The following is a 13032-nucleotide window of genomic DNA, read 5'->3' as shown; positions in this document are numbered from 1 at the left end:
TGTAAAAAGGGTTTGACTGGTTGATTTTTTGTGTATTGGGTTGCCAGTCTGGCAACCCAATACGCAGGCACCGGAATTATTTGCATACGACAAGGGTATAGAACTTAAGTTCCGTGAAGCAAATAATAATGTCTTGTAGCCCGTCATGAAGGCGAAGCCGTAATGCGGGAAAACGTTCATAAGTGGCACATCAAACCCGCAATACGGCCGCAGGCCTCCTTACGGGCTACTGCTTTTTCGCAAAAAATGGTGTGAAGAAAATTTTTGTTCACAGAGCCTAGGCTCTGTGAACCTAGTGACAAGGCAGGCAACGACTTCCTGAGTCTCTGAGCCGTAACTTAGACTTATTGTGGCGATCTATGCCAGGCTTAAGGTTTTCCTAAAATTCCAGGAATGCACACCACCCCGCAAATCAATCTCCGAATCCGAAATTTGATTTTGGTTCAGCCAGGAGGAGCCATCACCTATATGTTTTATAATAGACCAAAAAGAGTATTTTTGGTACTAATCCCTGAAGTTCTCAAACTGCAAGGGCATTTTAATATCGGACTTTTTCAGCAAGGCGATGGTATCTTGCAAATCATCCCTTTTCTTACCGGTTATCCTGACTTTATCACCTTGAATAGAGGTCTGTACTTTCAATTTGCTGTCTTTAATAAGCTTGACAATATCTTTGGCCGTCGGCTGATCAATGCCTTGTTTAAACGTCATGTTCAGTGAAAAGGTTTTACCGCTGTGCACGGGCTCATCTTCCATATCCACACCAAACGTGCTGACACCCCGTTTGGTGCAGTGATTGCGGAACAAATCCTCCAGTTGCCGCACCTGAAAATCCGATTCCGCCTTAAGCGTTATCGTCATTTCCTTCATATCAATACTGGATTGCACCCCGCGAAAATCAAAACGGGTTCCCATCTCACGCACCGCGTTGTCCACGGCATTCTTAAGTTCTACTTCATTAATTTCCGAAACAATATCAAATGATGGCATCGCTTACCTGCTCCATTTTTATTGGGGTATAGGAAAACAAGGAGGTATTTTACATGAAAAAAAACCTTCCTGCCCGATTATTACGAGGTATATCCTGTATAAACCGGATACCCAAGATAAACCGGATACGGCGGGAGTTCCTCCGATTGCTGAGGCATCATGATTACCTCCTGCTTGACTTCAGGCACAATAACATCCCTGGCCGCGGCCACAAAATCGTTTACGTCACTGACCTGACTACCTCGCCACAAACGAATATTATTACGGCCCTCGACAATGGCCGCCGAGGTAATAACGGCACCACCAATCAACATGACAAGCGCTACCGCCAAACCGCCGAAAGGTCCCAGCGCCAGAGCGGAAAGCCCTCCCAAAACCGCAAGACCATAGAACATAAATCCTGCTCCAACCCCGGCTGCAATCGTGTCTGCAACAAGGTTGGTGGCGGCAAAAAATCCCACACGCGGCCGCTCGATCAGGACGTTTGTGACTCGATAGGCATGAGCACTGAATAACCCCAGGTTATCTTCCGTGGGATATTGCAAAGTCTGAACCCCTGCTTCCAGCAGTTGCTCGACCACCTTGCTTTGCTTGTAATAAATGCTTCTCAATTCGTCAATCGACTGTAAAAATCTGACGCCATCCTGAGCCAGTTTAATTTTTTTTAACCGCTCCTGTTCGTTCAAAGCCTTGCAATTCAGTGCATCCCAGAGATTTTGCTGTAACAAGTCGGAAAACTCCTTACGCAATTGCTTATAATCCTTCACACAGATCTCCTTGTACTCGTAGTTTTCTCCCCAGACAGCTTGTCAACCTGTGCATAGCTGTTGGAACGCTTCGGCGTTGGATATTTTCAATAAGTTTCAAACCAATTGCAAGGACTACCAGGTAAATCAGTGATTTGGCCAGGGTGATAGTTTACATTAAAATTCAACCATATTTCAGGATTCCTGAACGTCTCCCAAGCGGCATATTCCGTCCCTTTGTTTTAAAAAATGGCACATATCCTATGTATTGATTGTTCAAAAAGTAATAAAATAATGGCCATAGTACCTATAGCATTTGATGAGACGTTGTCATGAATCAGTCAGAAAAAAAAACAAACCCTTACATTGTCGCCTCTTTCTATAAATTCACCCCGCTTCCGGATTATGAGTTACTGAGGCAACCTTTATTGGATGGCATGATCCAGTGCCACATCAAAGGCACCCTGATCCTGGCAAGTGAAGGAATCAACGGCAGCTTTTGCGGCACAAGAGAAAATATAGATCGCTACAAGGCTTTGCTGGGAAATGTCCAGCCGGCGTTCTCTAATATTCGTTTTATAGAAAACGATAATGATTCCAATCCGTTTGATAAATCCAAAGTCAAATTACGAAAGGAAATCGTCTCCATGGGCGTCGAAGGTGTTGATACGGTGGAAAACACCGGTGTGCATGTCAAACCGGAAGAATGGAACAAACTGATTAGCGAGGAAGACGTCCTGGTCATAGACACACGCAACGATTATGAAATTGAGTTAGGCACGTTTAAAGGCGCCACCAACCCCAAAACGATTAACTTCCGGGATTTTCCCGAATACGTTCGCACCCATTTAATGGGTGAAAAAACCAAAAAAATAGCTATGTGCTGCACAGGCGGTGTCCGTTGTGAAAAATCCACCGCTTATCTGAAACAATTAGGTTTTGAAAACGTCTATCAATTGGACGGGGGGATATTAAGTTATCTGGAATCCATGCCGGAAGAACAATCCTTGTGGGTTGGCAGCTGCTTTGTATTTGACAATCGGGTAGCCGTGGATAACCAGTTAAACCGCTTAAGTTCCGGCACCGTTGATCTGGAGTGGAAAAACAAATTCCGCGTGAAACAATTTGATGATAATTCGATGTAGGTTGTTGAAAAATCGCTACCTGTGATAGAGTTCCACCATTTATTACTCACGATGGTTTTGATGAACATGACAAATAACAAACCGGCTCTTTTTCTTTTCCTGTCTGTCCTGTTACCCGGTTTCCTGCCCGCCGCTCAAGCGGCGGAGTTGACTGCCATTGAACAGGAAATCACCAAAACCGTTACAGAACAGGCTTCCCGGCAACTATCCCTGCTCGAACAGCTGGTTGATATCAACAGCGGTACGGACAACAAGGCCGGTATTCATCAGGTTGGCGAACAATTACGTACCGAATTAAAACAACTGGGCTTTAGCACACAATGGGTCAATCCACCGGCCAGCATGAAACGGGCAGGGAGTCTTGTCGCCACCCGCCAGGGTTCAAAAGGCAAAAAAATTCTCCTGATTGGTCATCTGGATACGGTGTTTTCGGCCAATAATCCATTCCAGCAATTCGTTCGCCATAACAACGAGTTGGCCACCGGCCCCGGCGTTATTGATAACAAAGGCGGGGACGTGGTCATGCTCTATGCCTTAAAAGCGTTGCATAAGGCCCATGCCCTGGATGACGCCACCATCACGATTGTGCTAAGCGGTGACGAAGAAGACGCCGGCAAACCCGTTGCGACATCAAGAAAATCTCTGATAGACGCAGCAAAGCAAAGCGATGTCGCCCTGGATTTTGAATGGTCGCTCTCTGCGGATACGGCCACTATCGCCCGACGAGGCGTCAGCGGCTGGCTGCTTAAAACGAGTGGCAAGGACGCCCACTCGTCTGAAATCTTCCAAAATTCGGGAGGATACGGTGCTATTTTTGAAATAAACCGCATCCTGAACGACATGCGCAATGAATTATCCACAGAGACCTATCTGTCTTTTAACCCCGGCCTGATTCTTGGCGGCGACAAAACAAAATTTGACAGTATCCAGGGTACGGCGTCAGGAAGAAAAAATATCATCGCCAAAGTGGCCATTGCCGAAGGCGACTTACGGTTTATATCGGATCAGCAGAGAGCCAAAGCGGAACAACGCATCGCCGCCATTGTCAACAACCACTTACCGGAAACCACGGCGTCCATTCAATTTGAAGAAGGGATCCCCGCCATGCCGCCCACGGCAAAAAATCAGGAATTATTAAATCTCTATAGCCAAATCAGTAATGATTTGGGATATGGCCCCGTCAAACCGCTGGATCCGGGTTTACGAGGTGCCGGGGATATCTCTTACGTCGCATCCCTGGTGGATGCCAGCCTGGCCGGCCTTGGCCCCATTGGCACGGGGGCACATTCGGTGAAGGAAAAACTACAGGTGAGCTCGTTGACCATGCAAACGCAACGTGCGGCCCTGTTGATATATCGCCTAATCAACTAGTACTGTTTCTATTTAATTTTGACAGGTTAACTGTCATTCCCGCGAAGGCGGGAAACCATTCCTGATGTAGCTCAGTGCTTGATTCAGTATGGATCCCCGCCTTCGCGGGGATGACAAAAAGACAAACACTCTGTGCAAGCCAACCTGTCAAAACTAAATGGAAGGGGTACTAGCCGGCAGCAAACTGCAAGAATATACGCTAACCTGAGAATAACAGGATATAGCGATGGACCGGAAGCATGACCCTATTATCAGCGGAGCAACAAGCGCTTCTCGATGCCTTTAACCAGCATGTGCATGCCGAACTGCAAAAGGATTTGGATACGACGCTGGCAACCATGACCGAGTCCCCTCATATCAATAACATCCCTACCACCATAGGAGGGACAGGGCTGGAAGGTGTCCGGCAATTTTACAGCAGCCTCATTCCCGCCGAAAAATTTTTTCCACCGGATACAGAAATGATTCCTGTTTCACGGACCATAGATCAACATCAACTGGTCGATGAAATCATTTTTAAATTTACGCACACGACAGAGATAGGCTGGATGTTGCCGAATATGCCACCCACCGGAAAAAAAGTCGCTATTCCTCTGGTTGTTATCGTCGGATTCGCTGATGGCAAGGTCACACATGAGCATATTTACTGGGATCAGGCGAGCGTTCTTGTGCAAGTAGGATTATTAGACCCAACAGGATTGCCCGTAAAAGGCGTTGCAACCGCACAAAAAATGGAGGAATTACGGCAGCGTTCACAATAACATACCCTTCTCTGTTATAGCGGGGTGTCGTGACTATCGCATGCACATGATTGCTGACACGGGCGATCCGCGCTTTAATGATGTCAATCAAGCTGTAGCTATATAACCGTCTGGATCCTTGCATTCCTTGCAGTATCCTCTACAGCCATAATTGTGTCAGATGGTGGTTTAAACAAACTTTGGGTTGTTAACAATCCCGCGCCAACCCCTATAGCACCACTGATACTCATTACCACTACGGTCGCCGCTTTAGCGCCTAACACACCACTGATAAAAGCACCGGGTCCTGTCCAGATCCCGGCGGCAAAACCAATGGCAAACCCTGTCATGGCGGCGATAAGCGTCACCAGTGCCGACACGGCTACAAAAGAGACCGCTTTCAAGACCTGTTTTCGACCGGTAGAGGCAGCGTTCGCTACATGATGACGACAATTATCCTGGAAGGAGACAATGGCATCCTGCCTGGATTCAAGGGTGCCCGGGGATTGCAGATTCCGCATTAATTCGTCGATCTCGTGTGAAATATTGCTGGCTTGTTCCTCCGGGAGATTTTTAGTGGCGCGTCGCAATTTCTGGATGGATTGATGCAATGGCGCAACAGCCTTTTGACACATGCTGCTTACAAGTTGCCCGATACCCTCTCCGGATTTGGCGGAGACCAGGAAAACAGGCCCTGTATGCGCCAATTGCTCACAGATTACGGAAATATTTATTTGATCAGTGGTCCGGTCGCGTTTGGTTCCCACCAGCCAAAGCGTGGTTTCCTTATCAATGAAACTCGCCTTTATTTGGGCAATATGCCTGGCAATTTCACCTTGATTCGACAAATAAGAAGATAAATCGAAGCAATAAATACATAATTTTGCATCTTTTAAAAAAGTCGGCCACATGAACTGTGATCTCGGACTACCACCGACATCCCAGATACAAAACTGCATATTTTCCCTGAAAGAAGTATGGTACATGGCACCCATGGTCGTTTCGTATTCTTCATGAAATTCATCACGACAAATTCTATTGACAATCGCAGACTTGCCTGCCTCATGTGAACCAAGAAATACAACATTAAATCTGTTTGACGGGCCAGGCATTCACAACAACCACGAATGAAATTTCCATGGCGACACTATACAATAACAAAACTAAGTGTTCAATTTATCGTACGTACAGGCCCGGTTTTGACTCGAACATACCGTTTGATGAGACAGCGCATACTGGTTATTGAATGACGTGTTGTCAGTGACCGTTATCTGTTGTAGCCTTATGCTTTTTTTCAATTTAATCGCGGCAGGATTGATGCGATATGGCCTTGCCACGCTATTGAAATAACAACAGGGATTGTCCATGAGAAACAAGATTGTATTCTTCTCTTTTATCACACTGTTTTTATTTTATACTTCCGCCTGCACCGCTATTTCCCCTGTTAAAAACGGGGAATTTCAGCACCTGATTGACGAATTCAGAATTGCCAACCATATTGGCGCCATCACCCTGGCGGTCAGTTTTCCCGGGGAAACGGCTCCCAGACTATTTAACAGCGGTGAAACGGAAACCGGAAACGGCATTCCCGCGAATATCGGCAGCCTGGTTCAAATTGGCAGTCTGACCAAATCCTTTATAGCCGCCATGATCCTGAAACAGGAGGAACGCGGCGCGCTCTCCCTGAACGACAAGCTGGGAACATGGCTTCCCGAATACCCGGACTGGGCTGACGTATCCATTAGACAGTTATTAAACCATACCAGCGGGATCTATAATTACACCGACTCGGAGGAGTTCAGGCATTTTCTCCTTGCCAACCCTGACACTTATCTGAAACCGGACACCCTGATTCATTACGCTGCACAAAATTCGCCTTATTTCGCGCCGGGTGCAGGATGGCATTACAGCAATACAGGGTATGTGTTACTGGGCAAAATTCTGGAAAAAATAACCCGAAAGCCCCTGGATATACTGCTGAATGACACGTTGCATGATAATTTGCGTGTGCCGCTCAATAATACTTTTTTTGTGCCGCACCTCTGCTCAAAGGAGATCCGCCAAAGAATAATCCATGGTTATTATTTCTTTTCCCCTGATCAACCTCTTGATATCACCGATTACAGTCTGTCGTGGATGAACTCCGCCGGCGGCCTGGTATCAAACACGTACGATCTCACTAACTGGATTCGAGCCTTGTTCAGCGGAAAAATCCTGCAACCTCAAAGTTTCGCCCGCCTGACGGAACTCGTATCCATACAGAGCGGCCAACCGCTGCCGCAAGTCAACGGCGTGGATACAACGGGCTATGGGTTAGGTATTCAAGCCTGTAAAACGACTTTCGCCAATCTTGACACCATCTGGTGGCATTCGGGAGGGACCGCCGGCTACAAGACCTTGATGATGTGGCTACCCAATCAGAAAATTGCGATAGCGGTATCTTTCAATCAAGTCATGTCCGGTCAGGAAGCCGTGCCCCTCTCTCCTGACACCGTCTTGCCGAGTGCAATACTGCGATTGATTTCAGAGCATACCTGAGGCTACATTTACAAAAGGAAACAACACGATATGTTCTTCAAACGCATCTGCCTGGCGATGTTGGCCTTAATCATGATAAGGCCAATTTACGCGTTGCCCACACACGACTACCAGATCTGGAGCAACATCACGACAACAGGACACCTGAACCATAAAATAAAATACTGGCTGGAGACTCAGGAACGATTTGGCAGCAACGCCTCTCGTCTGTCGCAAATGCTCGCCAGACCCGGCATCGGTTATGTTCTTTCATCGCATAGCAGTCTCTGGCTGGGTTATGCCTGGATTTACACCACATTCCCTTTTGCGTCCTCTTCCTTCGATGAAAACCGCATCTGGCAACAATTTTTATGGAGCAGGGATTTTACGCGCCTGAAATTCATCGGACGAACCCGTCTGGAGCAACGGTTTATTCAAAATGCCGTCCATACAGCCTGGCGTTTCCGACAGCTCGCCAAAATAGAGATTCCACTACAACCGCAATCAAAATTTAATTTCATCTCCAGCGACGAGGTTTTCATCCATCTTAATAATTTTAATAACAACAACAATCAGGGCATGGATCAAAATCGATTTTTTGTCGGCCTGGGTTATAAACCAGGCAAAAATATTCTTATGGAAATAGGTTATCTTAATCAAGTCATCGTCCGATCAGGTTCCAGTAATTATACGGGCCATTCCCTGTCACTGAACCTGTTTTTAAATTATTAAGTCTATACTTATCTTTAGGTTCTGCGAACAAAGTTTTTCGCAGAACGAAAATGTGGGCAATTGCAGCTGTGAAAATTTTTGTTCACAGAACCTAAAATAAGACTGCGCGGGAGATGAGATGCGTATTGCCGTTTCCGGAACACATTCCCTAGGGAAAAGTACCTTCGTATGGGATTTTATCAAGGCTTATCCGGACTATATCCGGGAAGAAGAACCCTACAGAGCGTTAAGAGACAATTACGACATTAAATTTGGCAAGGATTCAACACGATTTTGCAACGGCATTCAATTGTATCAAAACATCAGTCGTGTCAAACAATATTGCAAGCCCACGGACAAGGTTATTTTTGACCGCTCTCCAGTTGACTATATTGCCTACTCCCTATACACCGAACACTATCAAAAAACCGACCTGGACAAGAAGTTCGTGGAAAGCCTCATCGAGCCGGTGAAAGAAGCGCTTGCCTTTATTGATTTGCTGGTTTTTGTGTCTATCAACGACAAGCATCCCGTCGCCATTGAAGACGACGGCATACGACCTGTAGACGAATCCTACCGAAGAGAGGTGGATGATTTTTTTAAACAGATTTATTTTGAAAACAAATTTGGCCTGTTGTCGATAAAAAACCCGCCGATATTAATGGAGCTTTGGGGGGCGCGGGAAGAACGAATCAGAAAAATCAGTCAATGGATAGCAATGATTCCAATGAAACAGAGAAATTGAACGCCGTCTTGTTTCTGTCGGTTACAGCAGATAATATAATGGCGCGGGCGGAAGCGGAACATTTATAGTGAAGCGTTTGAAAAAACAGGACAAATTCACCATAAAAACCTTTCGGCTATTATGGAAAATCTGGTTTGAATAACCTGGGGCGTGTTTTTAAAGCAAGGAGCGGACTATGCGTGTGAGTCGATGTCTTTGGCAAGGTGCCATTTCCGGTATTATTGCCGGTATTGTTTTTGCTTTCTTTTTATACATGGGTGGCATGCTGGAAACTCTGGGAAGCATGATCAACATGCCCACTAAAACGGGAGGCTTTCTGGTTCACGCGATAGTGAGTATTGTCAGCGGTATCGCCTTTGTCCTGATTTTCGGCTGGCTCATCCACTCCTGGGCTTGGGCTATCATAATGGGACTGCTGTTTGGCTTTGGTATGTGGGTTGCCGGCCCCATGACCTTCCTGCCGTATTTTTCAGCGGGGGAACCACTCTTTTCCAAATGGAATATCGCGGCCATACAACAAAATATTCCGCCTCTGGTTGGCCATCTTGTTTATGGTTTTGTATTGGGTGTTGTCTATTACGCGTTCAAGCGACACAGGAAGTAACCCGCAATTCTTGCAATCGGGCCAAGAAAGCAACTTAACGTCTTTCCTGGCCCGGATTTATTCATCCCATTGCGGCTTTTGACGAGCCTGTTTCCGTTGACCCTGCTTTGATTTTTCATCAAGCATCTTTTGCCTGGCACGTCTGGAGCGTCTTTTCTTTTGACGTTTTAATCTGGCAATTCTCTGCTGTTCCCTGCTTTGTTCATGGCTGATCATCGCATGCCGTTTTTCACAGAGCCGTAAGCGAGCAAAATACCGGTTTTCTTCACGACTCCGACTTTCCTGACATTTTATTTCAATTCCGGAAGGCAGATGATGCAAATACACGGTAGAGGCTGTTTTATGTAAATTCTGACCGCCTTTTCCGCTGCCGATAATAAATTTCTCAACAACATCATCCTCATGAATCTGAAGCTGCGTCATCCAGTCATTCAATCGGCTCCATTTATTTTTGTTAATCATCAGAGTTCATCAATTATTCAGGCTTTGGGGGCAAAAATTTCTGCAAATCTTCAATCAAACAGTTATGCAACCCTTTTTTCATTTGACTATCCATATTAATCACAAAATAAGACCCCATATTATAGACTCTTAAAAAAATGACACCCTTCTTTTTAAAATTGACATCTTGTTCCGATGAGAGCCAATCAATATAATGATTTTGGACGTAGTCATCGTCTACAATTTTATTTATGTATGTATAAACAATGATATAAGGGATATCCCGAGGCAATAGGATGCGTTGCTGGATAAATTCTTTTTGCCAAATTTCAGTGATAGCGCCATAGCTCATGTTTTTAAAATAGCAGGTCAGAATATCTTGCATTTGCCTCGCCAGCTCTTGTGCTGACAGATTCTTGCTATCAAAAAAAACAGGCAATCCTGTCGCCAGATTAGTGATTAGTTCTTTAATATCGGGGACGGGAAAGTTTCGATTGGAAAAACTCATATAAAAATACAGCTTTTTAACACCTGATCGCTGCGAAATAATCCGATGCAGCAAAAGAGAAAACAAAACGCTATAAGGGAAATCCTGAATTTGATTGCTACGGGCGAACTCATCCATATTATTTTTATTAACACAAAAAATAGTATGTTTTTTACACAAACTGCCGTTAAAAAAAGGATCCAACCGATTATATTCTTCCGGATCAATAGGCGACAACATTGATTTTAATTTGTTTATATTTTTTGGATCAGCCGGCCATATTTGATTCGCTTGATTTAAATGCTCAATCTCCTCCACCTGTTTTAAGGATTTTATTTTATAAGCACCGTCATACCTTCGAAAAATTTCTTCGCGAATCATCATTGTTGACCAACCGTCAATTACAATATGATGATAAGCCATAATCAAAAAATACTGCCCTTTTCTCTTTTGTATGTAGGCATTAAACAGCCTGTCGGCATGGATACAGGTTTTTAATTTACCAATCGCATTTCGGCCGGGGAAAACAGGTGCTCGAAGCCTGAAGCCTGTTTGCATCGTGGTACGCGCGAAATAATAATCGTCATCAATCAGCACCAGCTTGCTGCTCAGCATAAAATGATTGGCAATCGTTGCGGCAATCGCAAGCTCTAACCGGTTAATATTGATCTCCCCCTTGAGGGCAAAAGAGGTGGTAATATAATGACCGTCCTGACGAGCTCCCTGTAATTCGTGTTCATACAAACCGCGTCGAATCGTATTGAGCTGCACGACATCACGAAAACCGGATGGTGTGACATTGTGATCCACAAGACAAGAAGCGATATTTGCAATGATCATGTCATCAGTAATTTTTGACACATCCAGCCATTTTCCGGTTAACTGCCAGAATGCTTCTGCCATGTCCATGTAGTCTATGGATTCAAGCCCGAGATCAACTATTCTGGCCTCTGCATTCACCCTGTTGTCCCGGAAAAATCGTTTGAAATAATCATATATGGTGGATATCGGTTCGCGAACAAACGCTTTTTTAATAGTGGAGTAATCTATCTTGCCGCTGCAGGTAAGCGGGAGTTCTCTGGAAAAAAAATACTCGCAGGGGTGCATATACCCCGGGAGATGTTGCTTTAATGTCTGCTTCACATGCCTTAATAATTCATCGCTTTCCGGTGCACCGCAAATGAGCAGATAAATGTTATTTTTATCCTCACTTGTAAACGTAATGAAATTTAAATGGTTCCGGCTTTTTTTTAAAATGTATTCAATCTGGTCCAGATTCACGATCTGACCATAACGCTTGACGATTCGCTGTGCTCGTGAGATATAAAACAGTTCCCGATCACACCGTTCGACAATATCCTCAGTTTTAATAAAGCGCTGATTTTCAACGGTAATATATCTGCTTTGGGTTAATGCTGGATCCAGATAGGAGGTGGATATATCGCCTGCAACATACAATTCATAACCCTTGGCACTCGGTAATAATTTATAGGAACACCCTGCCCGCAATTGCCCTAAATGAAGCCGCTCCTTTTCCAAAAGAGATCCGGTGACTTTTTTATAAAATGGAACCAGGCATTCTGTTGCTCCGTATAAATTGTAAAAAATGGTGTCCTGTTTTATGCGCTCGAACCATAAATCGATGTCTTGAAGATCAAGGGGTTCTCCACTTAATAATGCCAGACGAACCGATGTCATAGCGGAGATGAATCCACTTGTTTCAATATGGCGCAATAACATTTTGAACAGTGTTGCCGTGACATTCAATACGGTAATTTCATTTTGAACAAGCGTATTGACGAACAACTGCAATTTATTAGCGGAGAAATTGTTCGCAAATACGACATTTGCTCCTGACAGCACAGGCACAAATAATGGTCTTAGCGAAGCCACGAATGACAATTCCGTGGTAAACAGGACGTGGTCTTTATTATTCAGATTAAACTCATCAACACACCATACTATATACCTCAGCAGTGTAGCATAATGATAATGAACCGCTTTGGGTTGTGCGGTTGTCCCGGAAGTAAAAAAAACAATACCAGGGGAAAGACAAAACGTCTGGTGCCTTTGCAAGGGCCGATAATAATAAAAACTTCTATCCTCTTCCTCAACCAACCGATTTCTCAATTCATGGTCACAGTGACTTGCCAGCCCCGGTTCAACCAGCAACAAATCAATTTGGTAATCATTCAGATATCTTTGCAGTAATTCCGGGGATGTGGACGTATGTACAGGAATATAGGTTTTATCGCTGATCACCAGCGCGTAACACAGGCACAAGGTTTCAATGCCGGGTGTGCTGATAATGACAGCCGAATGAACATCCAGTTGATTAAGCCAGTCGATATACTGCCTGATTTTATCACGACACCGCTCTTTATTGATAAGGTTGACGCCATCCGTCAATGAAAAGTGAGACTCGGGAGAAAATAATGCGTCAAGTAACTTCCTGGCTAACTCATTCTTGACCTGCATTGAAACAACACTCCTATTCTGCTTTGATACAATCACCATCAGGGCTGACTGCCATTT

Annotated in this window: 12 protein-coding genes; 7 read left to right on the top strand and 5 right to left on the bottom strand. The window is 44.8% G+C overall.

Translation table 11 applies throughout. The features are described from left to right. Positions 1–504 precede the first annotated feature (504 nt). Together CKW05_RS01485 and CKW05_RS01480 are read right to left on the bottom strand one after the other, a co-directional pair. Positions 505–990, bottom strand: a complete 486-nt coding sequence (locus CKW05_RS01485; protein ID WP_058483249.1) for a YajQ family cyclic di-GMP-binding protein — start codon at positions 988–990, stop codon at positions 505–507. Between the two features lie 80 nt (positions 991–1070). Beyond that, the gene (locus CKW05_RS01480) at positions 1071–1757 is read right to left on the bottom strand and encodes a hypothetical protein (protein ID WP_058483250.1); all 687 of its coding nucleotides are present in this window, start codon (positions 1755–1757) and stop codon (positions 1071–1073) included. Between the two features lie 311 nt (positions 1758–2068). Here CKW05_RS01480 and trhO point away from each other — a divergent pair, with 311 nt between their 5' ends. The 3 genes from trhO to CKW05_RS01465 all read left to right on the top strand — a co-directional run bounded on the left by trhO (position 2069) and on the right by CKW05_RS01465 (position 5013). Beyond that, positions 2069–2881, top strand: a complete 813-nt coding sequence (gene trhO / locus CKW05_RS01475) for an oxygen-dependent tRNA uridine(34) hydroxylase TrhO (RefSeq protein WP_058483251.1) — start codon at positions 2069–2071, stop codon at positions 2879–2881. 66 nt (positions 2882–2947) lie between these two features. Next, positions 2948–4252 carry a M20/M25/M40 family metallo-hydrolase gene (locus CKW05_RS01470; RefSeq protein ID WP_058483308.1) on the top strand — a complete coding sequence of 435 codons (1305 nt, stop codon included), beginning with the start codon at positions 2948–2950 and terminating at the stop codon, positions 4250–4252. A gap of 239 nt (positions 4253–4491) precedes the next feature. Next, entirely contained in the window at positions 4492–5013 is a 522-nt protein-coding gene (locus CKW05_RS01465; RefSeq protein WP_058483252.1) for an ester cyclase, read from the top strand. 98 nt (positions 5014–5111) lie between these two features. On the opposite strand, the gene CKW05_RS01460 is transcribed toward CKW05_RS01465, so the two are convergent. Continuing rightward, the gene (locus CKW05_RS01460; RefSeq protein WP_058483253.1) at positions 5112–6104 is read right to left on the bottom strand and encodes a GTP-binding protein; all 993 of its coding nucleotides are present in this window, start codon (positions 6102–6104) and stop codon (positions 5112–5114) included. A gap of 253 nt (positions 6105–6357) precedes the next feature. Between CKW05_RS01460 and CKW05_RS01455 the strand changes: the two genes are divergently transcribed. The 4 genes from CKW05_RS01455 (at position 6358) to CKW05_RS01440 (ending at position 9569) form a co-directional block, all read left to right on the top strand. Then, the gene (locus CKW05_RS01455) at positions 6358–7530 is read left to right on the top strand and encodes a serine hydrolase domain-containing protein (RefSeq protein ID WP_058483254.1); all 1173 of its coding nucleotides are present in this window, start codon (positions 6358–6360) and stop codon (positions 7528–7530) included. Positions 7531–7560: 30 nt separating this feature from the next. Further along, complete coding sequence (locus CKW05_RS01450; protein WP_065238390.1) at positions 7561–8241, top strand: DUF2490 domain-containing protein; 681 nt, start codon at positions 7561–7563, stop codon at positions 8239–8241. Between the two features lie 118 nt (positions 8242–8359). Then, on the top strand, positions 8360–8965 hold the full coding sequence (locus CKW05_RS01445; RefSeq protein WP_058483255.1) for an AAA family ATPase: 606 nt from the start codon (positions 8360–8362) through the stop codon (positions 8963–8965). A gap of 175 nt (positions 8966–9140) precedes the next feature. Then, positions 9141–9569: a hypothetical protein gene (locus tag CKW05_RS01440; protein WP_058483256.1), complete on the top strand. Its 429-nt coding sequence runs from the start codon at positions 9141–9143 to the stop codon at positions 9567–9569. 57 nt (positions 9570–9626) lie between these two features. Here the strand turns inward: CKW05_RS01440 and CKW05_RS01435 are convergent, their stop codons facing one another. Further along, the gene (locus CKW05_RS01435) at positions 9627–10031 is read right to left on the bottom strand and encodes a peptide chain release factor family protein (RefSeq protein ID WP_058483257.1); all 405 of its coding nucleotides are present in this window, start codon (positions 10029–10031) and stop codon (positions 9627–9629) included. Positions 10032–10044: 13 nt separating this feature from the next. After that, positions 10045–12975, bottom strand: a complete 2931-nt coding sequence (locus CKW05_RS01430) for an AMP-binding protein (RefSeq protein ID WP_231950656.1) — start codon at positions 12973–12975, stop codon at positions 10045–10047. Positions 12976–13032 lie beyond the last annotated feature (57 nt).

The sequence above is a fragment of the Legionella spiritensis genome, assembly GCF_900186965.1.
Taxonomy (GTDB): domain Bacteria; phylum Pseudomonadota; class Gammaproteobacteria; order Legionellales; family Legionellaceae; genus Legionella_C; species Legionella_C spiritensis.
The sequence above is the reverse complement of the archived record's forward strand: the minus strand, read 5'-3'. Positions and strand labels throughout refer to the sequence as shown.